Source organism: Proteus vulgaris (assembly GCF_016239305.1).
In the GTDB taxonomy this organism is placed as follows: Bacteria; Pseudomonadota; Gammaproteobacteria; order Enterobacterales; family Enterobacteriaceae; genus Proteus; species Proteus vulgaris_C.
Genome location: NZ_JAEHOQ010000002.1, coordinates 128,579 through 154,298 on the forward strand (window position 1 = coordinate 128,579; position 25,720 = coordinate 154,298).

Genomic DNA, 25,720 nt, shown 5'->3' on the forward strand with positions numbered 1-25,720 from the left:
TCAGGGTAATAAAATTAACGAGGCGTATTTAACTGCAAAATTAATTGCTGTAAGGATGTCAGCAAGTTACTTGCCCAAAATCGACCTTCATTGGTCAACTTCATACAAAGAAAATCGTCTTCAACAAGACCTGCTTGATACCATTGATTTAATAAAGGGGAGAGTAGAGTTGCTTGTGGGCTTAACTTGGCTAAGTCAACACGACCGCACTCAATGCCAGCTTGCAACTCATGACGCCAACGAAAACCACTATCAGTTGTACGACTCATCATCATTAAGGGTTTTTGGTTATCTGTAATTTTTTGATAATAATTATCAAGTGAACGCTCAATCATCCATGAATAACCATTCACTGAACCACCTGCACCGGAGCCAAAGGCTAGGCAGTCTGCCCCTTGTTTGATTAATAAGTTGTAAAGATTGCGCTCGCGGGTTGTTCTTGCCCAATGGCTATTACTGATCTGACGCCAGCCTACATTTTCCATAAAGTCACAACCTTGAAGATAAAGGTCACGTCTTTGTATTGGTGAAGGTATAGTAATTCTTTGATTTTCAACCGCTTTACCTAATGGTGTATTAGGTAATAAATTCAATGCATAGAGATCGACACCATCTAAACCAATATCATGAGCAATAGTGAGATCTTCTTGCCAGTTAGTCGTATCTTGTCCAGGTAATCCAAATAACAGATCACACACCACGGCGGCACGATCACGTAAACAAAGCCCTTTCATAAATTTGGCAGCTTCTTCGCCGGTTGAGGTTCTCGCCATTCGTTTACGAATTTTACTGTTAAAGGTTTGAATACCTATCGAAAAACGGTTTGCACCTGCATCTAAACAAGCATCAATACGATTATCATCAAAATTTAAAACTCGACCTTCAATAGTGATTTCGCAGTCAGGGGCTAAAGGAAGTGATTGGCGCAAATGCGTGATCACACGATGAAGATCTTTGGCGGATAACGCAGAAGGGGTTCCGCCACCAAAATAAACTGCATGGATTGGTGCTGATTGGTAAAGTAAGCTATCTGATTCAGCGGAGATCTCACACAGTAATGCATTGGTATAGCGCGTACAGGCTTCTTCGTGATAGTTATTTTGATAAAACCCACAAAACGTACAATGAGTCGCACAAAAAGGAATATGGATATATAACAAACGTTTACAGGCTGGCGTTTTACTTGCTAATAAGGCTTGCCATGTTGATTGCTGTTCTTCTTTCGCAATAGGCACAGAACCTCGCCATGGCATAGTAGCGTGTCTATCTCGAAAAGGGCTATCACCTTCTAAAGCGAAATGAGCAGTAAGATCAATTTCAGCAGAAGGAGGGGTAATATGTGTTGTAACTGACTCTTTCATTATTAAATCATTCCTACTTATTATTCGGTCTTATTATCGTTTACTGGATCAGCGAGATAAAATTGTTGATGCAATAACTCTACGGCATCGACAATGCGAGGTCCCATTCCCAAAATAAGGGATTGATCAATTTCGATAATGCGTTGATTTTTCCATGCTTGAGTCATTGACACACCAGGCACAGAAGCTAATCCTTCAGACGCTCTTATTGTGCCTGTTTGATTTTTTTGACTTTGTGTCGTGATAACAATTAATTCTGGATCAGCGGCAATAATGGCCTCAGCACTATAGATACGATAATTCTCATGCGTTGCGATATTTTCAGCACCCGCTAATTGGAGGATCGCATCAGCGACACTGGTTTTCCCTGCAACTTGAGGGATCCCGCCCCCTGGTGAAAGAAAAAACATTACTTTTACTTTCTGTTTAATTTGATTATTTTTAGCTTTAATAATGGCTAAACGTGATTGTAATGAGTCAATTAACGCATCGCCTTGTGCTTGTCTATCCAGTGAAATGGCTAACGTGCGGATATTTTGAAGCATTAACTCAAAGGTTGCTGGTGTTCTTGGTAAAGAAAGCACCTTAACGTTATGTTGTGCAAGCTGTCGTAAGACCATTTTCGGCTCAGCATCATCCCACGTTACAAAAGTAGAAGGGCGCAGAGACAAAATGCCTTCAACACTTAACTGTTTCCAATACCCAATATGGGGTAATGCTTGGGTTTGCTCTGGATAAGAAGTGGTTTCATCAACACCAACAATCTTATTACCAGCATCCATGGCATAAACTAATTCCACAATAGAACCACCGGCAATAACCCAACGGTCATTTTTTATATTCTCTTTTGCCATTAAGCTAAAAGGCAACAATAACAAACTGAGAGTAATTAAGATTTTTTTCATTTTTAAAATACCCATGTCAGACCAACTGCAGCATTAATACCTGCAGCAGGGATAGATTCATGAGCGGTTTGATAACGCTTATTTAAAATATTATTTAAATCAAAGTTAATACGATATTGATCGTTATGACCAAACTCACTACTAAGTGAAAGATTAACCGTTGTCCAACCAGCGTAATGCTGTTTATTTTCTGGATTGCTATGATCTTTCGCTTGCGTTGCAGATCTTAAATATAAATCTGACATTAGATTCATATTATTGAGTAATAAGAGATGTTTAGCACCAACACGCGTAGTGACTGTAGGTTCCCCTGTATCCCAGGTTTTTAGAGTTGGGCTAATAAATTGACGACGCATCACATTAGCAGAAACATAAGGTGTAATTGACCAACCTTGATATTGGGCCATTACCTCCATACCATAAGTTTTCGCACGGTCGATATTGTCATAATAGAAGTAATCAGCTCGGCCTGTTTTGCTATTTCCTTCGCAAATACGTTCTCCAGCACAAGCGACTGAGGTGATGTAATCTTTTGCTTCAGAATAATAAATGGCGCTATCAATATACCAATTATTACCTTTATAACGCGCACCAAACTCCACGTTATTAGAATGTTCAGCCTCAAGATCACGATTACCATAAGTCACCGCACCGCCCGCCGTTGTATTCATAAATTGCTGAACTAACGTAGGGAACACATAACCTTGTGCAAATGCAAGGCGCAACTCCGTATCTTTAAGCCCGGAATAACGTAAATTGGATGAAATAATAAAAGCGTTATCTCTTACAGATGTAGAGGGCAATGTTTTATAGCTTGTGCCTGTTTTATTATGGTTAACAGTCTCATCACCATCTTGTAATTCTGATTTTAACCAATATTGTCTAGCGCCCACCGTCCATGACCAATCTTCTGTTATTTTCCAATCATTTTGGGCAAAAACAGACGCATTAGTTTGCTGACTGCGATTATGTAACAGAGATTGTTTTTCATAGTTTACTGCTGGAGGAAACCCCGTTGTACTATTTGAAGATGTTTGGCCAAAAGAGGTTTGCTTTACTTTATCTTGTTGATATTGTGCGCCTAAAATTAGTTCATTATTTGCAGGTAATATAAAGTTTGCCTGCATAGTCATTCCATAAGTATTCTGAGTATCTTCTGACTGTGTTCGGTTTTTAACCGTTAAATTACCAATCATTGGGCTACCTGTTGGCGTAACGACACCAACGCGGTTCTCAAATTTTCGTTCAATTCGTTGTGTATAAGCATCTATATGAAGCTTTTTAAAATAATCAGCATCAATATCATAATCATAAAATAAGCCGATTTTTTCGCGCTCAAGTTTAGGAACTTTAACGCTAAATTCTTGATATTTTCCTTCATCAGCATAATAAGATTGTGTTGATAAATCATAGCGATCAAGTGAAAGCCCAAATTTATGTTTATCAACTTTATAACCTAACCATGCTCCTTGGCCATTATTTCTAAAATGAGTATTAGCTAAACGACCATCAGGCGTATCACGATCACCATGATCGGCATAACTTCCATTAAAACGGTATTCAAAATCGCCTATTGTGCCTGAAATTAATGCTGACTCACGCCATCCCATCGTTGCTGTGTCATAAACAACTTTAACATTGCCCCCAAAAGGCTTATCGCCACCTTTTTGGGTAATTAAATTCACCACACCGCCAATAGCTTGTGAACCATAAAGTACAGAATAGGGGCCTTTAACCACCTCAATACGCTCTAGTGCAGATTCATCGATTAAAATACCTGCACCAAAATTTTGACCACCTCGTTGATAGGTGACTTCTTGCCCATCGACCAATAAAAGTACGCGTGATGAAGCCTCACCACGAATACGAATTTGTTTACGACCCGCGAGACTATTATCAGTGACTTCAACACCAGGAATATCACGCAACTGATCCGCAATAGAAGAAGCCATTGACTGACTTAATGATTCCTTATCAATAACTTGAATGGTCGCAGGACTATTCCATAAAGAGGAGACGCTACGTGTTGTAGTAACAACCAACGTTTCTTCTTTAAGTGATGCTGTATCAGCAATGGCATATTGAGAGAGTGAGAGGGCTAGAACAGACAACACAAAGTAAGATTTAAATTGAATACACATAATTGTAGATCCTAATGAGATCAATAATGATTATCATTCGCTTTATAATTTAACTTTGAGTGTTCAGCAACCTAAAAATAGCAAATAGAATACATCTTTGATTTAAATCAAAGTAAAAATGTGATTTCATGCACATTAGATGCTTAAATAAACAAAACTGGCATAAAAAGAAGGGTTTTTAAGCAAATAAAGAAAAAAGGTAAGTAACAACACTCAGTTTCTGTACTTACCTTTACTATTAAATATCTTGCAGAAAATAGAATGGGGGTAAAACATTATTCTAGGGAATTAAGAAAAACTTTTAGTAATTCATTTAATGCTTGCTGTTCTTGTTGTGATAAACCCGACACCAAACGTTTTTGATTATTAACATGTGCTTCAATAACTTGGTTGATTAATTCCAAACCTTGCGGTGTTAAAGAAACTAAAAAGCTACGACCATCTTCCGGATTAACTTTACGAATAACCCAGCCTGCTTTTTCTAATTGATCAATACGGTTTGTCATTGTGCCCGATGTAACCATCAATGTTGATAACATTTCACCAGGGGAAAGGGTATAAGGATTTCCTGCTCGTCGTAATGTGGCTAATACATCAAAACTTGATGTATTCAAGCCAAATTGAGAGAAAACTTTCTCCATTTCGCGAGAAAGATGCAAAGTAATATTACCTAATCGGCCAATTAACCCCATTGGGCTAATATCAAGATCAGGTCGCTCACGCTGCCATTGTTCGGTAATTCTATCTATTCTGTCCATATATTTATCATGTCAATTATTTATCTTGACGTCAAGGTATTATCAATTTATCTTGACATCAAGATAAATCACAATAGTAAATAACTGAGTCACTTTATGAATAGATACACAACACTATTATTAACTGCATTGGCCCCTATTGTTTGGGGAAGTACATATATTGTAACAACCGAAATGTTACCGGCTAACGTACCAATGACATTGGCAGCTTTACGTGCATTACCCGCAGGTATTCTATTATTAATCATTATGAGACAACTGCCACAAGGGATATGGTGGTTACGCGTAATAATTTTGGGTATTTTAAATTTCTCACTATTTTGGTGGTTATTATTTATTTCAGCTTATCGTTTACCCGGTGGCGTTGCGGCAACAGTGGGGGCGGTTCAACCCTTAATTGTATTATTTTTATCTCGTTGGTTATTACAAACACGTTTATCGTGGTTGTCTATTTCAGCGGCATTAGGCGGTATTTTTGGGGTGGCAATATTGATACTTACACCTAATGCGACACTTGATCCTATCGGAATAATTGCTGGATTAGGTGGTGCTTTATCAATGGCAACTGGTACTGTATTAAGTCGTCGCTGGCAACCGCCAGTTACTCCTTTAACGTTTACAGCATGGCAATTAACCGCTGGTGGTGCGGTATTATTACCTTTTGCGCTATTATTTGAACCTACATTACCTTCATTAACAGGTATTAATCTTTTAGGCTTAGCTTATTTAACGTTAATAGGTGGGGCATTAACCTATATTTTCTGGTTTAGAGGGCTAGCATTATTAGGGCCAAGCTCAGTGGCATCATTAGGATTTTTAAGTCCACTCAGTGCCGTTATTTTAGGCTGGGCATTACTGGGGCAACAATTAACTGGCTTACAGATTATCGGTATGATTGTGATATTAGTGAGTATTTGGGTTAATCAACAATCAGAAAAACGGGTAAGAGCAAAGCTTCAATCACTTAGTTAGAATTATTGTGTTATTTTAATCTCCTTAACCATGCAATATTTAATACAGAATAACCAAGAGAGAGTTGTTATGCCTATATGGGTTGATGCTGACGCATGTCCTAAAGTAATCAAAGAAGTGTTATATCGAGCAGCAGACAGAGAAAAAATGATCATTACCTTTGTTGCTAATCAACGATTAAGCGTACCTGCATCGCCTTTTTTACGCACATTACAAGTTTCTGCTGGATTTGACGTTGCGGATAACGAAATCGTCCGCCGTACCAATAAAGATGACTTGGTGATCACCGCAGATATCCCATTAGCGGCTGAAGTGATTGAAAAGGGTGCGGTTGCTCTAAATCCTCGAGGTGAACGTTATACTGAAGCGACTATTCGTGAACGTTTAAATATACGTGATTTTATGGATACGATGAGAGCCAGCGGTATTCAAACAGGTGGTCCTGCAAGCCTAAATCAACGTGATCGCCAGCTTTTTGCTAATGAATTAGACAAGTGGCTATTACAGCAAAAAAGACGCGCTTAACTTCACAGGTTATCATCTCTTTAAATAAAAAAACGGGCATTTTAATCATTGCCCGTTTTTCTTTTTTTAAGATAAACGCTAAATTATTTCTTTTTTATAATGACATTAAACATAACGTTTTTTGCCTAGAATACTTGGTTTCTTCCCTTTAAAAACATGAGGGCCATCCATCGTTAATTTAAGCTCATCACCAATACGTGTTAACCAAGGAGTGGCTTCACTGCCTGCTCTTGATGTTACACCTGAAGGTTTCAACGTTATACTGTCTTGATCAATTTCAATAATACCAATAACATAGGTATAAATCATATTATTGAAAAAGCCTTTTTTGTATTCACAAGAGCACTCAACGATTTGATTACCATATTCCATGCGCATTGTCGGTTTTAATGATGCAACAGAAACACAACCGTTACTAATGGCAGAATAAACACTACAAACTAACGCCACTTTTCCGCCCATTAATTGAGAAATAGCGGGGTTTATTTCAACTGTTTCACAACCGGGTTGATCTTGACTAACACTGACCACATCACCAGTATGGAAAACAAAAGGATCTACATTAAAAGCACCACTTTTATCTGGTGCTTGAATAATAGACATTTGACCATTGGGGCGCAAAATACCTACACGAAGATCTAAATCATCGTTATCCTTACCATCACCATTATCTACCCACGTTGCACTGACTAAAATGCGCTTAGGTGCATCACTCCCTTTTAGTAAAGAAACACGATGGCTACTATCAGGTTTCGTCAGTTTCACCACGCTTTTTTGTATATTAACAGGTGGTGTCGGCACAGATGCAATAACGGGAGCAGGCTCTTCAACCTCAATACCATAAAGATCACATAGCCCCGCAAGTCCCGATGCAAATCCTTGCCAAACAGCACGTACTTTATTTTGCCCATTTCGAATATACAGTTCTAAAACAATAATGCCCGTTTCTTGCAAGAATTGGCTTGGCGCTAATTCAATAACGTCATTATTTATCAATACTTGTGCTTTTAATTGCGCCACAACAGCAAAACCGCCAGCACTTCCATCTTGCGTCAAGGTAATGGCAATTTTGGTAATATTGGCAGGTAAACGAGATAAATCGAAATCAATGCTGTGAATAACCGATGAACCTTGAGTAACTGGTGCAATAAATGACGCTGCACCAGAAGCATGATGAGGGGCATTAAAAAAAACCATATCATCATCATGAACGACTTTGCCTGACTCAGTGACTAAAAAAGCAGTCAGATTAATATCAAGGTTATTGCCTACTGCATGAGAGACCCTAACTTGTCCTTTATTTTCACTTAGTGATGTGTTTTCACCAGGTTGCAACGTTTTACTCATTAAAACTGCTCCTTGATTGATAAGACCAACTGCAAGAAATTAAGATGAAAGAAGTGATAATAACTTCAATTAATTATTTATTCGGTGATCTCATTCACTTTCATTAGATATCAAAAGCCAATGAATTTATTTATAATCTTAGGAAAATTTTCCCATCAATACGAGAGGTAATGATGTCATTTTCTAAATCTATGCTTGCTTTGGCTGTAATGGCAGTCTCTTTTTCCAGTTACGCTGCAAAACAGGCTGATTTGATGATAGTTGACGGCACTGTTCTAACTATGGATCAGCAAAATAAAATTATTGAACAGGGCACTGTTGTCGTAAAAGAAAATAAAATTATTGCTGTAGGTGGCCCTGAACTTTCTAAAGAATACCAAGCGAATAAAGTTCTAGATGTTGATGGTGATATTGTTATGCCTGGGTTGATTAATACCCATACTCACGGCTCAATGACAGTATTTCGTTCATTAGCGGATGATGTTCCAGATAGACTTCACCGCTATATTTTCCCACTTGAAAACAAAATGGTTTCTCGTGAAATGGTCAGAGTAGGCGCTGATCTTGCAAATATTGAGATGGTAAAAGGTGGCGTAACAACTTATGTTGATATGTATTATTTCGAGGATGAAGTTGCTAAAACCGTTGATAAAATGGGTAATCGCGCTGTATTAGGAGAATCTGTTATTAATTTCCCTGTTGCCGATGCGAAAACACCAGAAGAAGGCATTCAATATGCGGTAAACTTTATTAAAGAATATAAAGATCATCCTCGCATTATTCCTGCTTTTGCACCTCACGCACCTTATACAAACACCACAGAAAACCTTCAGAAAATTGCCAAATTATCCATAGAATTAGATGTGCCTGTCATGATCCATTTAGCTGAAACAGACCGTGAACAAGAAGAGATCGCCAAACGTACAGGTGGTAAAAGTCCTGTCCAATATATGGCCGATATTGGAGCGTTAAATAATAAAGTTATTGCAGCTCATGCGATTATGGTTGATGAAAAAGATATTGATTTATTGAAAAAATATGATGTCGGCGTTGCTCATAATATCAGCGCTAATACAAAATCAGCGAAAGGTGTTGCACCTGTTGTTGCAATGTTGGAAAAGGGCGTTCGTGTTGGTTTGGGTACCGATGGCCCAATGTCGAGCAATACGCTAACAACGATGAATGAACTGAATCTTGTGGGTAAAATTCATAAGTTAGAGAATAAAGATCGTGCTGCGATGCCACCTTTAACGGTTGTAGAGCTGGCGACTATGGGTTCAGCAAAAGTCTTGCACATGGAAGATAAATTGGGCTCATTAGAATCAGGTAAACTTGCTGATATCATAGTTGTTGATACAAAATCACCTAATATGGTGCCTATGTATAGCCCTTACGCAGCATTAGTCTATGGTGCAAATGGCAGTAATGTCCGCCATACCATTGTAGATGGCAAAATCTTAATGGAAGATCGCCAACTATTAACGGTTGATGAAAAAGCGATTATTAAAGAAGCTCAAGATTTCTCTGATAAAGTACGTAAAACCATTATCGATAGTGGCGAAGTGGTTAAGTAAAAATCGATATCAAATATCTTTATCCTAGGCAGTTTGCTTTTAAACTGCCTTTTCTATTTTTATCATTAAAATATTCCTCTTATTTTTATCTAAACAAGACTAATTAAGATCAAATAACAACTAAATATTTCACCATCACTAAGATAATCTTTATTATTTATAATGATTGTTCTGTCTAATTCAATAACACACTGTTTTATTATACTTTTTATATTTTCATGTCATTTTCTCTTTAAGTTTATTCTGTTATCTAAATTATTAGAAATGCAATACTATCTAAATATATTTATGCAATAGTGCATCCCTATTTAGCATTCTGACAACACTGCTCATCAACTATGGATAGAATAAAAATGATGATTAAACCTAATAAACTCACTCTGTCACTTCTTACATTATCGATTATTAGTGCATCTAACGCTTTGGCTAATGAACCTAACTCAGCAGAGCTAACAAAAACGCTTTATCAAGATGTAAAACTTAATCAAGCCACTATTTTCTTACGAGGCGCAGAGCTTGAAAATAGCACGACACTCAATTTGCCAGCAGGGCAAAGTGAAGTGATTTTATCAAATGTTGCGGATAATCTTGATCCAAGAAGCCTATCAATTAGCCTTGATAATGATGATGTGATTATTAACACCATTAACGTTAAAAAAATTCCTATTGCCCCTAATTATCCTCCTGAAATTGCAATGTTAATGGAAAAGCAGAAAGATATTAATAAGCGAATTGAAGTATTAAACATCAATATTAATGTGGGTGATGAACAAATCACATTACTTAAAGATCAATCATTTTTTGGCTATGGTGATACTCAAACATTAGAACAATCATCACAAAAATTTGATTTTATTAGTCAAAAAATGACATCCATTCTCAATCAGCAAAAAGTAGCTCGAGAAGAGATCGCTGAACTCACTGAGCAATTAGAGGAATTAACGCGTAAATTAGAAATTGATATGCCAATTATTACGCAAGAAAAAACTCAAATTGTTTTATCGGTAGGCACATCAAAAGATATCACCAGTAAAATGCGGATCTCTTATATAACACCTGATGCTGGCTGGTCACCCGCTTATGATATTCGAAGCCAAGGGATGGATAAACCGATATTACTCACCTATAAAGCAGATGTTATTCAAAATACTGGCCTAAATTGGGATAAAGTTAAACTAGTTTTAACATCCACAAACCCATCTCTCAATATCACTGCACCTGCGTTATCACCTTGGTATTTATCCCTTTACAATGATAATGCTAAATTTAGAAAAGACAGTATGAGAATAGCGATCCCGGCACCGACATCGGCTATGGATGTTGAAGTTTCGAGTCAAATGAGAGAAGAACGGATGAGCAAAGGAGTCACCCGATATGTTACGACCAATAATAATGGCATTAATTTAAGTCATGCGATTGCTTTACCTTATACTTTAAAAAATAGTACAGAGCCTAATACATTAGTGATAAATCAAAAAGAAGTTACTGCAGATTATCGCTATTTGACTACACCAAAATTAGTCGAAGAAGTCTATTTGCAAGCTGAAATTAAAGATTGGGAAGATTTAAATTTACTTAATGGGCGTGCAAATATCTACTATATGAATAGCTTTGTAGGTAATAGTTATATTAATACTAATGAATTAACAGAATTACTTAATATTCCACTTGGAATAGATAAAAACATTCAAATTAGTCGCATTAATAATGAAAAAATAAGGAAAGAACCTATTTTTATTGGCACTACGATAGAACAAAAAGAAAGCTATACCATTAAAATAAGAAATACGTATAACATGCCTGTTAAAGTAACAATTTACGATCAATTACCGCTTAGCCAAGAAAATAATATTAATGTGGCAAATGCTAATTATAAAGATGGCACACTTGATAAAGATACAGGTGAAATAGAGTGGAATATCACGTTAGGGGCAAAACAAGAAAAATCATTACCGTTAAATTATACGCTTTCTTATCCTAAAAATAGGCAAGTTATGGGATTATAATTACAGCTTTTCAGGTTGATAAAAAATAGAAGAGGATGCAATTGCACCTCTTTCTATTTTAAATAGAGTCTGTTTTATATTGATCAATAACCTTACTTATCATCTGTATTTAAAATAAAATCTAATTGTGCAAAGGGTGAAAAGCCGGCTTTCTTCGCTAACATAAGTGAAGAAACATTATCTAATTGGCAACGATATTGTGGCTCATAACCTTCATTTAAAATAAATTTACTCAATGCTTTGATAAGCACTTTGGCATACCCTTGCTGACGATAATGAGGATGTGTGAGTATTCCCATGTCTGCGAGTAAAGATGTATCCCAAGGATAAGCGCTGGCTATTGCGACTAATTTTTCTTTTTCAAATAATCCCATAACACACCAGTGATCTAATTCAACATAAGCACCGTCTAAATCATCGTCACTGTTTTGTGTACAAAATTCATCAAAAATAGTTTTATCAGATCCTGTTAATCTACGAACAATCGAAGGAAATGACTCATGTTGTAATTTTTCACGCTTATTTTCAGATAAATAAAAAACCTGATCAGTACCATACCAATTGATATTAGCTTGAGCTAAGCGGGCTAATAATTCTTGATGAGAAGTAGGTGGATTATTTTTTAAATTAAATTTTTCGATCAAAATAGGTGAACTACTAAATAAGTTTACCTCATCGTATTTTAACCACGTCATCGCATAGTCTTCATCTAGATCAGCATTACTAAATAAACGAAAACAAGGCAAATTAATAATAGGTTCACCCAATTTAAATTCATTATCCCAGTAATCTGTGACTATTCTATTTGTCATTATAATCTCTAATATATTAACTAACTTGTTTATTAAGTAAAATCTTAGCAACTTCTGTTGCTACTAAATCAATCTCTTCGTTCTCACGATTGGATAAAACGGTGATAGTCAATTTCGATTGAGGGATTCGCATAAAATGCGTTGATGTTCCCATCCACCCCCCTGAATGTTCAAAGATAATTTCACCCAAAGTATGATTAATAAAAAGCCCAAATCCATAAGCTTCATAATCAATCACCGGTTTGCCTTTACGTGTTAAATTAGAGAAAGGTTGTGTCATTTTAGTAATCAGCGCTACGCCACCGACGTTAGCAGTATTGAAATTCTCACCCCATTTCATTAAATCACTCGCGCTTGAATGTACCGCGCCATCACCTGTTTGCGTCCAAGGGCTTTCTGATAACTGATATTTTCCTTGCTCATCTTTTGCATAACCAGACACAATAGGATTTACTGTAGGGTATTGTTCAACAATAAAAGTATCGTTCATCTGTAATGGTGAAAATATACGTTCTTGTGCAAAGGCTGAAAAAGGCTTTTGGCTTACACGTTCAATGATTTGCGACAGTAAAAAATAGCCCGTATTGTTATATTCAAACTTGCTATCAATAGGGTAATAAGTCCTTGTTTGCCTCACTATATCAGCAAAACTTTCCTCTGGTGTTAATGGGGTGGTATAAGTTATGCCTCGCTCAAATGCCAATTCCATATAATCAATTAACCCACTAATATGAAAAATCAGTGAATTAATCGTAATATCTTTAGCGTAATCACCTAATTCTGGCAAATAAGTGAGAATAGAATCATCAAGTGATAATTTTCCTTCTTGGGCTAATAATAGTATGGAAAAAGCAGTAAATTGCTTTGATACCGATGCCAAATTAAAGACACTATTTTCATTAATTAATTGTTTTTGCGTGATATTCGCAAAACCTTTTTGAGCTTGATATATTACGCCATTATCAAAACGTGCCATGATGATCATACCAGGCTCACCCTCTAAAATAGGAGTAAGTAACTGTTCAATTTGATTTTGTAGATCACTATTTTTTCTATTTATCATTATCATACTCTTATAATTGCCAACATATCATCACCTTCTTTATCCATACCAGTTTCTTGAAAACCAAAAGAGGTATAGAATGTTTTAGCAATTGGATTCAATGGGTTATAACAAATTTCAATTTCATTGATTTGTTTATCTTGCTTTATCTCACTTAAGGCAAGTTGTAGTGCATTTCTGCCTAACCCTTTATTTTGATATGCTTTATCTATCATAAAACGCCAAATAGCGATTTTAGTTTCGTTCTCTTTTACCCACATAAAAAAACCAACAGGTTTATCTGACGAATAAATACCTCTGACGATATAGTCCTCGTGATAAGCGGCTTCCACTAAAGACCACATATTAGAAGCAATATAGTCTTCTTGATATTCTTCTACTTCAAGTAGACTAATTTCTTCATAATTATCTGAATTGATTGGTTTTAAACTGATATCCATTATATTATCTTTTTTAAATTATAGGTTAACGTATCAATAAAAATTCAGATTTCATTATCAGCGATAAAAATTAAAAAAGATTAAGAGAGTATTTAGATAGCACAATAAGACACATTATTTTATTTATAATAAAACGATAAATATAAAAATATTTTAATCTACATTTTTTTGTATAAATTGTTCAATATTGTTTTTAATAGTTTCTCTTAACCACAACGTTTTTGTATTATATGAATTACGCTTATGCCATAACAAAATAAACGGTAAATCAAGTTGTTCTAACTTTTTCTTTGGTAACGGAATAGGGCGAGACGTTAAGCTAGGTAATGTTTTTTGAATATAGTGTAAACAATAACCCGGTGCACTAGTAATTAATTGATGCCCTGATTGTGCAACCATAAATAACGATTGCTCAAATGTCGTATATGTCAGTGCTATATTCCTCATACGACCATGTTCACTTAAAACATCATCCAATGCCCAATGGCTACGTTTATCAAGTACAGTGCTAACATGAGAGTAATTTAAAAAATTATCTAAATTCCACACTTCTTTTAATAAAGGGTGATCTTTATGAAGATAAACTAAGGGAGTATCTTTAAATAATATTTCATAATCAATCGCATCCGGTAGTAAATCCAACAATTCTTTTGAGCGAGGATAATACTCTCTACCGACAAGACCAATATCCACTTCACCATCAATAATATTAGATAGTGAATTATATTCCCAATTTTTCATATTTATCGTCGATTCAGGAAAATGTGATAATATTTTTTGAAGAAAATCAGGCAATATAATTTGGTGTAAGGGAGATTCCATTACTAAGTTAAACTTTAACCCTTTAGGTATTTCAGTATTACGCTTACCGACAATATGATAACTAATATTAATAAAATCAGATAAGCTGTGTTCAATACTTAATGTCAAAGGTGTCGGTATTAAGCCTTGAGGGCTACGTACAAAAAGCGGATCATCAAACCAAACACGTAATTTAGCCAGTGCTTTACTAACTGCGGAAGGGGAAATAGATAACCACTTCGCAGTTAAGGTAACACTACGCTCTTGTAATAAAATTTGAAAAATAACTAATAGATTCAAATCTATTCGATGTAATGGTTTATGCATCACAATTAACCCTTTGTCGTTGTTCTGAAGATTGGAAAATATGCAAAAAAGCGAAACCAATAATACAACTTGCTGATAAGACAACCATCAACATATTTATTGCAGAGACTTCTAACCATCCCATAATCCAAATATAAAGAGACGCAAAGCTTAATTGAGAAATCCCTAAAATAGAGCTAGCAAATCCAGCTTTTCGGCTAAACGGAGAGAGCGCTTGACTCATTATAATACCAAATAGCAATGCAAACCCTGCACCACACAATGAAAATGAGACAAAGAACCAATGAGGATCGCTATTTTTCCCAATAAATATAAAAATAGCTGCACCTAAAAAACAGAATAACCCAGTATACAAAATAACTTCATAACGAAATTTTGATAATATTTTAGGCATTAAAAAAGATGTCACCATACTGATCAAGGAAAGCAATGTTATTGCTGTTGAATATTGCCCTGTGGTGTAGTGCATCTGCTGCATAATCACAATGGGTGAAATATTAACATAAGTAAGAATAACCCCCATTCCTAAACATGAAATAAGTAAGCGACTTAGAAAAAAACCATTTAAAAACGACTCGTTATCGACAATATTCACTGTCATCAAGTTATTTTCTTTTTTAGTAATAGCTTGTGGCTTTGGTTTTGTCTCTTTTATCCAAAAACAACAATATACAAAAACAAATAATGAATAAGTTGCCATTGCATAAAACATCATAGGCCATTCAAATTGCAATAAAATTAAAAATCCTAAAACTGGGGCTAACACAGGAATAATGCACGTAATACCGTTTATCATCGAAAGAACTTTTGCTCGTTGTTGTTCGGCTAATGTGTCTCGTAATATTGCAAAGGTGACAACATAACAAAACCCTGCACCAACACCTTGAAATAAACGTGTAATTAAAAAGCTATTTTCCGTTACCGAAATACTGGCGCTAAATGATGCTAATAAGAAAATAGCGGTTCCAAGCAAGACAACTGGCTTGCGCCCTAAATTATCACTACACCATCCTGCAATTAGCATGGATGACACCATACCCATTAAATAGATTGAAAAAGCCTGATGTAATGTCGCTTCAGTCGCATTTAAATCTTTTGCGATTGCTGTTAAACCCGTTAAATGTAAATCAACACCTAGTGGATAAATCAGCACTAAGCAAAAACTAAAAAGGATATATTTTGTCATCCAGCCACCTCAATTATTCTGATGAGAGGCATTCTAATGGTCAAAGAAACTGGATCCTAATGACAAAAAAGCAATCTCTAATTTCCATTTTGGAAATAATATATTTATCCCATTATTAAGAATGATCACACATTCTTAGGTATATACACTAAAATTCGATTATATTTTTCTAAATCAAATGCTAATGATGTGTATTCATAACACTCTTTTTTATTGTCAAAATTTAATATTCTTAATCCATCACAAGGCGGATATATCTCATGTTTTTCCCACATTCTCTTAAATTCAGGTGATAAGCAATTTAACGTAGCAATTAATTTACGAATATTTGGATCATTTTTTGTTCTGGCATGATCACGACGAAAGCTTGCCAATAATCTTTCAGCAATATTTTCCCAATCATCAATACGTGTTTTGTAACGAGGATCCATAAATAACAAATAAAGGTAATTACGATTTTCAGCACTGAAATCTGAAAAATGAAAATAAGTATCTGCTTTTTTATTATAAGCTAATACATCCCAATGTAGATTTAAAACATAACAGAGATATTCTTGTGGAAAATCAGCTAAAATTCGTAAAATGGTCTCAGGAACCTGATGTTCTGTTATTCCTGTTTCTGTTGGTTCTCTCATATGTGATAACAAATAAAGATGCTGTCTTTCAGCACTATTTAAGCGCAAAGCAGTAGCCAAACTATCCAAAAATTGGCTCGATACACCAATATCTCTTCCTTGTTCAAGCCATGTGTACCACGTTAGTCCAACACCAGAGAGTGCGGCAACTTCCTCACGGCGTAACCCTGGTGTGCGCCGACGTCCAGTGCCAGGTAATCCCACGCTTTCAGGTGAAATACTTTGCCTTTTAGTACGTAAAAAATCAGCTAACTCAGGGCGTGTTCGTTTTCTTTCAGTCATAGCCTATTGCTTTTAGTAATAGTATAAATGGTTAAATTGTATCAGGATAAACAACTCATTATAGTCTCATTTCTTTAATCATTGAGACAAAAAATGAATACTCAACAACGCATCGCCTTATTTGTTCTACTATTAGCAGGATTTGTCACAATTTTTGATTTATTTGTCGTCAATGTCGCTATTGTGAATATTGAACAGACACTCAATGCAACGCTAACAGAACTAACATTAATTATCGTAGGATACGAATTAGCCTTTGGTTTATTATTAATTACAGGAGGGCGATTAGGTGATATTTACGGTCGTCGTACCCTTTATCGTATTGGTATGTTTGGTTTCACTTTAACATCGGTATTATGTGCAATTTCTCCTAATGCTATTTGTCTTGTTATTGCTCGTTGTCTGCAAGGATTAACGGCGGCGTTATTATTTCCCCAAGTCTACTCAAGTATTCGCCTCAATTTTGATGATACACAGGCAAAAAAAGTATTTGGTTTATTAGGAATGACATTAGGCTTAGCCGCAATAGCAGGGCAAGCATTCGGCGGGCTTTTAATATCATTAAATCTTTTTGGGCTTGAATGGCGTACAATTTTTTTAATTAATCTCATCATTGGTATTGTTGCATTAGCACTTTCTCATTATTTAACTCAAAGTGAGACTCTAAGTTATATAAGATTAGATATTGGTGGTGTTGTTTTATCTGCTTTTAGCATAACGTTCACGTTACTTCCTTTATTAATGTTACCTATCTGGGGATGGAAATTACGTAGTACGCTATTTTTTCTTTTCGGATTAATGTTGTTAACTCTCTTTATTTACTATGAAAATCAATTAAAACAGCAAGGAAAACAACCTCTTTTTGATCCTATTTTATTTACTAATCATCCGTATGTAATAGGGATCGGGATTGTCGTTTGTGTTTATGCAACATCATCAGCTTTTCCTATGATGATGTCGATATTATTGCAAAATGGATTTAAGCGCTCCGCTCTAGAATCTGGACTAATTTTTGTTCCATCAAGTATAGGATTTGTTCTTTCATCATTATTAACACCTAAATGGGTAAGAAAGTTTGGTGAACAGATTATTTATTGGGGTGCTACTTGTTATGCTTTAAGTTATCTCTTTTTAATTGGAGGTATTTATTATCTAATATCACCAGAAAATAGCTCTTTTGTGATCCCATTCCTATTCTTAGTAGGATTTACACAAGGCATGATAATGACACCCATGCTCAATTTAGTATTAGCAAAAGTTAAATCCGAATTTATTGGTATTGCTTCAGGATTAACCGCAACATTACAACAAGTTGGTGCCGCTATAGGGGCAACTTGTGTTTCAATTATTTTACAGTTTAGCCTTAGTCACTCACTTTCAATAAATATGATAGAACAATATAAGATTGCATTTAGTTTTAGTATGATTTTCAATTTCATTATGGCTATATGTGCAGCTTTACTATTAAGAAAAATAGTTATTAAACATAACTAGATAATAACCCCATCATATAACGCCATTAATATTCTCACCATTTATGGCGTTTTTTGCATTAATAAGAGGGCATTTTATTAATCCACCAGATCGCTGTGATATCAGATAAAACTTAACTCATCTGCTGATATACTCATGCTTATTTTGTTATTTACTTTGTTTTGTAGAGATATTCCTATGCCGTGGACTTTTTCCCATCCTTCTATTGTTTTTCCGATAAAACAGTCCCAACTAGGTAAATACCTTAATTTACCTGCATTGATTGTGGGAAGCACTTCACCTGATTTACTCTATTCTTTTGGTTTATATCAATCAGCAACAACGGCACACGATTTATTAGGCTGGTTTTATACTGCATTTCCTTTTTGTATCTTCATTTTTATCTTGAATTACTTATTCAGAAATCCATTAAAATATGTATCGCCCATTCCTTTATATGATCCTATAAAACTCAATATTCAGGTATTAAGCCTATTTGTTTTATCCCTGTATATTGGCGCAGTAACACATATTGTATGGGATTCTTTTACCCATGAAACAGGAACGGCAGTCAGATTTTTTTCTGTACTACAGGCACAATTATTACAAGGAATGACAGATAGCCAAGAGATTGCTATTTATAAATTATTACAACATTTAGGCTCTGTATTAGGGTTACTTTATTTGTGTTGGAAATACATTCAATATCAGCGTAAACAAGACTACCCAACACAAAAGGAAAACCGTACTAAATTATATCGCTTAATTGGGATCGGCTTCCTGTCTGGGTTATGTGCTTTGCCTTTAGCTTTGCAATTCTCAAATAAAGGGCAGGGAATTAACATTAATCGGTTTGTTTTCTTAGAGCTATCTTTATCTGTGCCTTTTTTCTTTGGTTTAATGATAATTTTAGGGATATGGTTATATCGTACTAAAAATAGACACTATAGTTTATAATTCTTACTAATATGCATTTAAGTAATTAGATTAAAAGAAACTTCCGTAAAATCATTTACGGAAGTTTCTTCTTGAATAGATATTAAAAATGTTTTATGCAGAAAGTCTTTGTTATTTATTGATTTTTAAACCATTGCATAACGTCGTCATAACGCCCTTGGTAAATAATTTTATCTGCCTTTTTGCTTAATTGATAACGATACATAGGATCGTAATACTCTTTCAGCAAAGGAGTTAACCAAGAAAAGTGTACTTCAGTATTTGCTTCTTTTCTTTGTATTTCTAACGCGTTATCGAGTAATTGTGTTAATTCCACAGCTCGTTGAGATCCCAATCGACGACGGATAGCGAATAGGCCATGATGTAAATAATCACTATAAGCTTGCCAGCCTTTATCTTCGCCATAGGCCTCTAGAAAATCATGAGTCATACGATCAAAATATTCAGCTTTTAAACGCTCAATACGTTGCTCTAAAGGATCATCAACAACAACAATTGATGCCTCAGCCATTTTTGCTCGCAAACATTCAGGTAATCCATTAGCTCCAATAGCACGACCTTCATCTTCAAGCACCCATCGCGTATATTTTTTTGATTTTTTTAACAGTTCAACACCAAGATGGTTTTCAAATGTAGCTTGAGGAAATTGATCTTCAACAGTACGGCCAAATGAAGAACCTCGATGATGAGCAATACCTTCAAGATCAATACCTTCTGGTAATGAACGCACTAATGTTGTTTTTCCATTGCCAGTACATCCGCCAATAAGAATAATAGGGCGTTGAACAAATTCATTGGTCATTTCAATAACAGTCTGTCTTAATGCCTTATATCCCCCTTCAACTAATGGGAAATCGATACCTATTTCTTTAAGCCATTGCTGAACGATATGAGAACGCATCCCACCACGAGCGCAGCAGATATAACCATTGGGAAATTGCTCACAAGCCTCACGCCAAGCTGCAATGCGCTTATCACGGATTTCACCACTAACCAATTGATGCCCTAAATCAACCGCTTTTTGTGAGCCTTGTTGTTTATAACAAGTCCCCACAGCCGCGCGCTCTTCATCATTCATTAAAGGCAAATTAATCGCATTAGGGATCGAACCTTGATTAAATTCAATAGGCGCACGTACATCAATAATAGGTGTGTTAGTAGCAAGAATATGTCGAATATTTTGAGCAGAAAACGCTGATTCCATAATAAAAATTGTAATATCTAGTCGGACTGAAAGATTAGCTACTATACTCTTAAAATCATGTAACGCCCATAATTACAGTCATATTTGAGGACGAAGAGCCATTTTCAATAGAAAAATTTAAGATAAGGCTATAGATTGACAGATAAAAAACATCTAACATCTATTCAATGTGATATTTTAGATTAATACATTGATTAAATACTATAGATAAAAACACTATCGTGTTGAAAACGGACCATAAAGTTTATCGAAAAATGACGAGTATATTACCTTGGACATAATAAGAAAATATTATCGTATTACTAACTTGAGCATAATGATATTGCTATTATCAGGTTGTTCTCAAGGCCATTCTCCTTTTATTAGTATATTAGGCGCCTATTTCCCATATTGGATGTTATGTACATTTATCGGCTTATTAGGGGCTTTTGTCATACGCGTGTTACTTATCTATTGGGGTATTGATGATAAATTGCCACTTCCTTTAATTTTTTATTTTGCAATATTGTTATCAATTTCTTTAACCATTTCTTTATTTTATTTTTCTTATTAATTATGGATAAAAAAATCAAAAAAAAGCTGGCACTTATAATTACGTTGATCATTTTTGTGATTACACTCATCTTATTGTGGAAAAATATTCAATTATCAGCGTTAAATCCACTCAGTGAAGATGCAATAATTGATGCTAACAAAATTAACATATCGTCAACTGTGCCAGGTCGAATTAGCGCTATTTACGTCAAAGAAAATAGCAAGGTTAATAAAGGGGATTTACTATTTACTATCGATCCCACTATGTACGCATTAAGAGTTCAGCAAGCAAAAGAGCAACTCATGATCGCTGAAGCAACATTAAGTAATAAGCAACGTATTATTATTGCAGAAACATCAAATTCAGAAGTTGCAGAAGCACAAATAAAACGCGCTCAAGTCAATTTATTATTAGCGACTCAATCACTTAATAGGTTAGAGCCATTATTAGTAAAAGGATTTGTGACCGCACAACAAGTTGATGATGCAAGAACATTAAAACATGATGCAGAAGTCACATTAAAACAAGCACAAAAACAAAACGTCGCCTCAGAAGCTTTAATTAATAATACAGATTCAGAAGTAGCATTAGTAAAATCGTTAAAAACTTCACTAGCAATGGCAGAGTGGGAATTAAGTAATACTGAAGTAAAAGCACCAAGCAATGGTTACGTTGCCGGATTAGTACTGTCATCAGGTGAATTTATTATTTCTGGTCAATCTGTCTTTACCTTAATTGATACAGATACTTGGTATGCTTCAGCTTATTTTAAAGAGACCGATTTAAATAATATAAAAATAGGTAACTGTGTCGTTATTTATTCAATGATTGATAATAAACACCCCATTAAAGGCAAAGTAGAAGGAATTAGCCGAGGGATCATGTCAACTGATCTTATTAATATTCCAAGAGACTTACCTTATGTACCTAAATCACTAAATTGGGTTAGAGTTCAACAACGGTTTCCTGTTAGAGTCACCATCACCAATCCACCAGAAGATCTTATGCGGGTTGGAGCTACAGCAACTGTCAATATAATAGCTGACGACGATGATTGTTAAACCCTCTCTAATAGTGAAACAAGTCAAAAAAGACTTGTTACCTTTTGATTTTCGTTTAGCGACTACTTGGCGCATTGCATTGCTTTGTGCCTTAATGGCTGCTATTGCGATGATTTATGAAATTCCCGAATCCGCAATAAGTTGCTATTTAATTATCTATTTAATCAAAGCAGATGCTGTACAAAATATATTATTATCTATTGGCGTAATCATTTTATGTTCTATTGTCGTGTGTATTATCTTTGTTCTTTTTAATCTCACGATACAAAATATTATTTTACGATTTTTCTTTATGGCTTTATTTTCAGCTGTTTTTATGTATTTAGCATCGGCAAGTAGCCTTGGTGATATTGGTAATTTAGTAGCTTTAGTTATCGCTTTTTTAATGACTTTAATTGATGATATCCCTGTAGGAGATGTTGCAACAAGAGCACTACTTTATGCATTACTAATGGCAGTATCTCCAATGCTATTGGTTATTTTATTTAATTTCTTTGCTGGCATTAGCCCTAGAAAATTGCTGTTAAATAAAATTGCCACACGTTTTTCTACTGCAAGTGATTTCTTTTTAGGAAGAAAAGAAAGCCAACTCGAAATTAGTGAATTACTGAGTACACAAACAGAATGTAAACGCTATTTAACGTTTATTAAAATATTTTATTTACGGGGAAGAGAAGACATTCAATGGTTAGAGAATATTCTTGACAACTCTTATCAAATACTAATTATGTCATTAACTTTTGATAAAAACACGCCAACTTCTATACGTTTTCTTCTTTCTAAAAGATGTTTAGAACTTGCTGATTCTTTTACACACCATCAAATAGATAAAATAAAAGATAAACAACAAGCCCAATATTCAATGAGTAAACTTCGCCTATTAAATACTTTTGATAAGATTTTATCTAATAAAAGGGAAACTAAACCTGTACAGAAAAAAACACCTTTTTTTGTCAGTGACGCATTTACAAATCCTAATCACAAGTACTTCGCGTTAAAAACTACTATAGCCGCCATTATATGTTATATTTTTTATGATTATTTTAAATGGCAGGGTATTCATACTGCAATGATCACTTGTTATGTCGTGGCATTAACATCTGTCGGTGAAACAGTTCATAAATTAACATTGCGGATCACGGGGTGCCTAATAGGGGCGCTAATTGGCATGATTTCACTACTCTATATTATCCCTAACTTATCTGATGTTTTTGAATTAATGGTGCTGATCTTTTTCTGCTTATTACCCGCAGCTTGGGTTGCTGTTGGTAATGAACGCATCTCTTATGCTGGTGTACAAGTCGGTTTAGCATTTTTATTAACAACATTACACGGATTTAAACCTAGCTTTGATATGGACGTGGTCTCTGATCGTATTTTAGGCATTTTGTTAGGTAATATTGTGATGTACATTATTTTCACAAAAGTATGGCCATCAAGTATTATTAATACGATATACAGACAAATTACCTCTATTTTAGATAATTATACAGACCTAAGATATTCGACAAATAAAAACGATATGTTAGATTTAGTTTCATCTGTAAATGAAGTTATTACACAGTCAAAAGACAATGTAAACCTACTCATCTTTGAAAAAAAAGATAGAGAAAAAAATAAAAATCTAATGCTTTTTTTTAAAAAATCATTAAATAAAATATCTTATATTAGCTATCACAATTACGCTCATAAATTTATTTTTGAAGATGATTTCACTTATTTAAATATCGATGAAGATTCAAAAGATGAATTTAAAAAAACTATTCTTAATAAAGAAATGAGAATATTACCAATAGGTGAAAGAGAGCTTGTATTTAAAAATTTAATAAGAGAAAAACTATGATGATAAATTTAGTCATTAATAATAAGAAAAATATTCTGTCATCTCTGTTAAGCCTATTACTTGTTGGTTGTGTTGACACAAGCAGTTCATTTAAACACTATTCTCCAGAGCCTATCGTTTATGATAATACTAAATATATTTCCTCACCGACGGAGCAATACTTATCGCTCCCTCAAGAACAAATAACTAAATCTAGTTATGCGTTAGCTGACCTTATCGATTTAGGTCAACAAAATAATCCAGATACACGTATTGCATGGGAATTAGCAAAAAAATCAGCCACTGATATTGGTATGATAGAAAGCACATATTTGCCAATTATCACAGCAACGGCACTAGCAGGATATCAACGAGGGAAAATTGATTTACCTAAAAACCCTATTGTTGATGATATAAAAACATCTAGTAGCGCTTTTATTCCAGCACTTACATTTAGATGGCTTATTTTTGATTTTGGTAAACGAGGAGCATTAGTTGATGCAGCCAAACATACTTCATTAGCAATCAACCTTAATTTTAATCTAATGCATCAGAAAATTATTCATGATGTCTCGGTTGCCTATTTTAGTTATGGAGCGGCACAAAAAAAGGTGAATATTACTCAAAAAGCCCTTCAGAGAAGTAAAGATATTTTATATGCCGTTGAGCAAAAACGAGTGAAGGGATTAGCGACAGTATTGGATGTGGCATTAGCAAAACAACAAATTGCGCAAGTTGAATTACAACACGTGCTAGCTAAAGGCCATGAAAAAGATCAATATCAAATCTTATTGGCTGCTATTGGCGTTTCACCTTTTGAAAAAATAACCATAAATTATGCCGATGATAATTTTCTTCCTGATGATATTTCACCATTAACCCATGATGTGATAAAAAAAGCACTTGCACAACGTCCTGATGTTTTAGCGCAATATGAATTACAACAAGCCGCGATTAAGGCTGCTAATTCCGTCGAATCTGACTATTTTCCTAAAGTATATCTTGCTGGTGCACTTGCAGGAGGAACTGGTAGTTTTGATGTTCAAGGGCTTCCTGATATTAGCCAAAGAACATCATCTTCCAATATCTTGATTGGAGTCAGTATACCATTATATGAAGGTGGAATACGCCAATCTCGAATGGCAAATGCACAGTCAGAAATTAGGCTAGCACAAGAAAATTTACGTAAAAGCCAAGATCTTGCAATAAAAGAGATTTCAATTAGTGAAAACACACTCAAATCAGCACTTGAGGCAAATAAAGCGTCTAAAAATTTAGTAGAGACAACACAATTAACATATACCGCCAGTGTGGAATTTTATCGTAACGGATTGGGAACAGTAACCGAAATTAATACCGCAGAGATTGCATTATTAAATGCACAAATGTCTCAGATTGATGCTTATACAGGATCACAGATTGCGGCTGTTGATTTAGCGTTTGCATTAGGCGAAATTGATAGCGCATTGCCTAATTCAACATCACATTAAAATATTTATTTTATATATTTTTATTTTAGTAGAGGTGGCGTTA

At 34.9% G+C, this 25,720-nt stretch carries 22 protein-coding genes; 10 read left to right on the top strand and 12 right to left on the bottom strand.

All coding sequences use genetic code 11. From position 1 onward, the window contains the following. Positions 1 to 14: 14 nt before the first annotated feature. From hutW to JEP40_RS02105, 4 genes are all read right to left on the bottom strand, one after another. Positions 15 to 1,361: a heme anaerobic degradation radical SAM methyltransferase ChuW/HutW gene (gene hutW, locus JEP40_RS02090; RefSeq protein ID WP_198622237.1), complete on the bottom strand. Its 1,347-nt coding sequence runs from the start codon at positions 1,359 to 1,361 to the stop codon at positions 15 to 17. 20 nt (positions 1,362 to 1,381) lie between these two features. Further along, positions 1,382 to 2,266, bottom strand: coding sequence for a heme/hemin ABC transporter substrate-binding protein (locus tag JEP40_RS02095; protein WP_198622238.1), 885 nt, complete (start codon positions 2,264 to 2,266; stop codon positions 1,382 to 1,384). A gap of 2 nt (positions 2,267 to 2,268) precedes the next feature. Further along, a complete protein-coding gene (locus tag JEP40_RS02100; RefSeq protein WP_198622239.1) occupies positions 2,269 to 4,407 on the bottom strand; it encodes a TonB-dependent receptor plug domain-containing protein in 2,139 nt (712 codons plus the stop codon). Positions 4,408 to 4,682: 275 nt separating this feature from the next. After that, complete coding sequence (locus JEP40_RS02105; RefSeq protein WP_198622240.1) at positions 4,683 to 5,165, bottom strand: MarR family winged helix-turn-helix transcriptional regulator; 483 nt, start codon at positions 5,163 to 5,165, stop codon at positions 4,683 to 4,685. Between the two features lie 96 nt (positions 5,166 to 5,261). On the opposite strand from JEP40_RS02105, the gene JEP40_RS02110 reads away from it, so the two are divergent. Then, complete coding sequence (locus JEP40_RS02110; RefSeq protein ID WP_198622241.1) at positions 5,262 to 6,137, top strand: EamA family transporter; 876 nt, start codon at positions 5,262 to 5,264, stop codon at positions 6,135 to 6,137. A 69-nt stretch (positions 6,138 to 6,206) separates the two neighbouring features. Further along, a complete protein-coding gene (locus JEP40_RS02115; RefSeq protein ID WP_198622242.1) occupies positions 6,207 to 6,662 on the top strand; it encodes a YaiI/YqxD family protein in 456 nt (151 codons plus the stop codon). Positions 6,663 to 6,767: 105 nt separating this feature from the next. Here the strand turns inward: JEP40_RS02115 and JEP40_RS02120 are convergent, their stop codons facing one another. Next, positions 6,768 to 8,009: a TerD family protein gene (locus tag JEP40_RS02120; RefSeq protein ID WP_198622243.1), complete on the bottom strand. Its 1,242-nt coding sequence runs from the start codon at positions 8,007 to 8,009 to the stop codon at positions 6,768 to 6,770. Positions 8,010 to 8,182: 173 nt separating this feature from the next. Between JEP40_RS02120 and JEP40_RS02125 the strand changes: the two genes are divergently transcribed. Further along, positions 8,183 to 9,583 carry an amidohydrolase gene (locus tag JEP40_RS02125; protein WP_198622244.1) on the top strand — a complete coding sequence of 467 codons (1,401 nt, stop codon included), beginning with the start codon at positions 8,183 to 8,185 and terminating at the stop codon, positions 9,581 to 9,583. 353 nt (positions 9,584 to 9,936) lie between these two features. Then, complete coding sequence (locus JEP40_RS02130) at positions 9,937 to 11,589, top strand: DUF4139 domain-containing protein (RefSeq protein ID WP_232799126.1); 1,653 nt, start codon at positions 9,937 to 9,939, stop codon at positions 11,587 to 11,589. 92 nt (positions 11,590 to 11,681) lie between these two features. On the opposite strand, the gene JEP40_RS02135 is transcribed toward JEP40_RS02130, so the two are convergent. The 6 genes from JEP40_RS02135 to JEP40_RS02160 form a co-directional block, all read right to left on the bottom strand. After that, entirely contained in the window at positions 11,682 to 12,401 is a 720-nt protein-coding gene (locus JEP40_RS02135) for a GNAT family N-acetyltransferase (protein ID WP_198622245.1), read from the bottom strand. Between the two features lie 16 nt (positions 12,402 to 12,417). Beyond that, on the bottom strand, positions 12,418 to 13,464 hold the full coding sequence (locus tag JEP40_RS02140; protein WP_198622246.1) for a serine hydrolase domain-containing protein: 1,047 nt from the start codon (positions 13,462 to 13,464) through the stop codon (positions 12,418 to 12,420). Positions 13,465 to 13,466: 2 nt separating this feature from the next. Then, complete coding sequence (locus tag JEP40_RS02145; protein WP_198622247.1) at positions 13,467 to 13,904, bottom strand: GNAT family N-acetyltransferase; 438 nt, start codon at positions 13,902 to 13,904, stop codon at positions 13,467 to 13,469. A gap of 153 nt (positions 13,905 to 14,057) precedes the next feature. Further along, complete coding sequence (gene yidZ, locus JEP40_RS02150; RefSeq protein WP_198622248.1) at positions 14,058 to 15,032, bottom strand: HTH-type transcriptional regulator YidZ; 975 nt, start codon at positions 15,030 to 15,032, stop codon at positions 14,058 to 14,060. After that, a complete protein-coding gene (locus JEP40_RS02155) occupies positions 15,025 to 16,218 on the bottom strand; it encodes an MFS transporter (protein WP_198622249.1) in 1,194 nt (397 codons plus the stop codon). The genes yidZ and JEP40_RS02155 overlap by 8 nt, the downstream gene beginning before the upstream one ends. Before the next feature lie 125 nt (positions 16,219 to 16,343). Then, positions 16,344 to 17,135, bottom strand: a complete 792-nt coding sequence (locus tag JEP40_RS02160) for a helix-turn-helix transcriptional regulator (RefSeq protein WP_198622250.1) — start codon at positions 17,133 to 17,135, stop codon at positions 16,344 to 16,346. Between the two features lie 93 nt (positions 17,136 to 17,228). On the opposite strand from JEP40_RS02160, the gene JEP40_RS02165 reads away from it, so the two are divergent. Both JEP40_RS02165 and JEP40_RS02170 read left to right on the top strand, forming a co-directional pair. Beyond that, the gene (locus JEP40_RS02165) at positions 17,229 to 18,629 is read left to right on the top strand and encodes an MFS transporter (protein ID WP_198622251.1); all 1,401 of its coding nucleotides are present in this window, start codon (positions 17,229 to 17,231) and stop codon (positions 18,627 to 18,629) included. A gap of 177 nt (positions 18,630 to 18,806) precedes the next feature. Then, positions 18,807 to 19,565 (top strand): DUF4184 family protein, encoded by a 759-nt coding sequence (locus tag JEP40_RS02170; RefSeq protein ID WP_198622252.1) that lies wholly within the window; start codon positions 18,807 to 18,809, stop codon positions 19,563 to 19,565. A 115-nt stretch (positions 19,566 to 19,680) separates the two neighbouring features. Here the strand turns inward: JEP40_RS02170 and mnmH are convergent, their stop codons facing one another. Next, the gene (gene mnmH, locus JEP40_RS02175) at positions 19,681 to 20,769 is read right to left on the bottom strand and encodes a tRNA 2-selenouridine(34) synthase MnmH (RefSeq protein WP_198622253.1); all 1,089 of its coding nucleotides are present in this window, start codon (positions 20,767 to 20,769) and stop codon (positions 19,681 to 19,683) included. Positions 20,770 to 21,163: 394 nt separating this feature from the next. Between mnmH and JEP40_RS19030 the strand changes: the two genes are divergently transcribed. From JEP40_RS19030 to JEP40_RS02195, 4 genes are read left to right on the top strand one after another with little or no spacing between them, the layout of a single operon-like run. Next, complete coding sequence (locus JEP40_RS19030; RefSeq protein ID WP_231039372.1) at positions 21,164 to 21,322, top strand: hypothetical protein; 159 nt, start codon at positions 21,164 to 21,166, stop codon at positions 21,320 to 21,322. 2 nt (positions 21,323 to 21,324) lie between these two features. After that, positions 21,325 to 22,365 carry a multidrug transporter subunit MdtN gene (gene mdtN / locus JEP40_RS02185; RefSeq protein ID WP_198622255.1) on the top strand — a complete coding sequence of 347 codons (1,041 nt, stop codon included), beginning with the start codon at positions 21,325 to 21,327 and terminating at the stop codon, positions 22,363 to 22,365. Then, on the top strand, positions 22,355 to 24,208 hold the full coding sequence (locus JEP40_RS02190) for an FUSC family protein (RefSeq protein WP_198622256.1): 1,854 nt from the start codon (positions 22,355 to 22,357) through the stop codon (positions 24,206 to 24,208). The genes mdtN and JEP40_RS02190 overlap by 11 nt, the downstream gene beginning before the upstream one ends. Beyond that, the gene (locus JEP40_RS02195) at positions 24,205 to 25,677 is read left to right on the top strand and encodes a TolC family protein (protein WP_198622257.1); all 1,473 of its coding nucleotides are present in this window, start codon (positions 24,205 to 24,207) and stop codon (positions 25,675 to 25,677) included. The genes JEP40_RS02190 and JEP40_RS02195 overlap by 4 nt, the downstream gene beginning before the upstream one ends. The last annotated feature ends 43 nt before the right edge of the window (positions 25,678 to 25,720 follow it).

Excerpts from the sequence above, each read along its gene's own strand:
- hutW (WP_198622237.1), bottom strand. The coding sequence starts at position 1,361 with ATGAAAGAGTCAGTTACAACACATATTACCCCTCCTTCTGCTGAAATT.
- yidZ (WP_198622248.1), bottom strand. The coding sequence starts at position 15,032 with ATGCATAAACCATTACATCGAATAGATTTGAATCTATTAGTTATTTTT.
- JEP40_RS02190 (WP_198622256.1), top strand. The coding sequence starts at position 22,355 with ATGATTGTTAAACCCTCTCTAATAGTGAAACAAGTCAAAAAAGACTTG.
- JEP40_RS02105 (WP_198622240.1), bottom strand. The coding sequence starts at position 5,165 with ATGGACAGAATAGATAGAATTACCGAACAATGGCAGCGTGAGCGACCT.
- JEP40_RS02135 (WP_198622245.1), bottom strand. The coding sequence starts at position 12,401 with ATGACAAATAGAATAGTCACAGATTACTGGGATAATGAATTTAAATTG.
- JEP40_RS02110 (WP_198622241.1), top strand. The coding sequence starts at position 5,262 with ATGAATAGATACACAACACTATTATTAACTGCATTGGCCCCTATTGTT.
- JEP40_RS02195 (WP_198622257.1), top strand. The coding sequence starts at position 24,205 with ATGATGATAAATTTAGTCATTAATAATAAGAAAAATATTCTGTCATCT.
- JEP40_RS02170 (WP_198622252.1), top strand. The coding sequence starts at position 18,807 with ATGCCGTGGACTTTTTCCCATCCTTCTATTGTTTTTCCGATAAAACAG.
- JEP40_RS02160 (WP_198622250.1), bottom strand. The coding sequence starts at position 17,135 with ATGACTGAAAGAAAACGAACACGCCCTGAGTTAGCTGATTTTTTACGT.
- mnmH (WP_198622253.1), bottom strand. The coding sequence starts at position 20,769 with ATGGAATCAGCGTTTTCTGCTCAAAATATTCGACATATTCTTGCTACT.
- JEP40_RS19030 (WP_231039372.1), top strand. The coding sequence starts at position 21,164 with ATGTTATGTACATTTATCGGCTTATTAGGGGCTTTTGTCATACGCGTG.
- JEP40_RS02095 (WP_198622238.1), bottom strand. The coding sequence starts at position 2,266 with ATGAAAAAAATCTTAATTACTCTCAGTTTGTTATTGTTGCCTTTTAGC.
- JEP40_RS02155 (WP_198622249.1), bottom strand. The coding sequence starts at position 16,218 with ATGACAAAATATATCCTTTTTAGTTTTTGCTTAGTGCTGATTTATCCA.
- JEP40_RS02165 (WP_198622251.1), top strand. The coding sequence starts at position 17,229 with ATGAATACTCAACAACGCATCGCCTTATTTGTTCTACTATTAGCAGGA.
- JEP40_RS02140 (WP_198622246.1), bottom strand. The coding sequence starts at position 13,464 with ATGATAAATAGAAAAAATAGTGATCTACAAAATCAAATTGAACAGTTA.
- JEP40_RS02100 (WP_198622239.1), bottom strand. The coding sequence starts at position 4,407 with ATGTGTATTCAATTTAAATCTTACTTTGTGTTGTCTGTTCTAGCCCTC.
- JEP40_RS02115 (WP_198622242.1), top strand. The coding sequence starts at position 6,207 with ATGCCTATATGGGTTGATGCTGACGCATGTCCTAAAGTAATCAAAGAA.
- JEP40_RS02125 (WP_198622244.1), top strand. The coding sequence starts at position 8,183 with ATGTCATTTTCTAAATCTATGCTTGCTTTGGCTGTAATGGCAGTCTCT.
- JEP40_RS02130 (WP_232799126.1), top strand. The coding sequence starts at position 9,937 with ATGATGATTAAACCTAATAAACTCACTCTGTCACTTCTTACATTATCG.
- mdtN (WP_198622255.1), top strand. The coding sequence starts at position 21,325 with ATGGATAAAAAAATCAAAAAAAAGCTGGCACTTATAATTACGTTGATC.
- JEP40_RS02145 (WP_198622247.1), bottom strand. The coding sequence starts at position 13,904 with ATGGATATCAGTTTAAAACCAATCAATTCAGATAATTATGAAGAAATT.
- JEP40_RS02120 (WP_198622243.1), bottom strand. The coding sequence starts at position 8,009 with ATGAGTAAAACGTTGCAACCTGGTGAAAACACATCACTAAGTGAAAAT.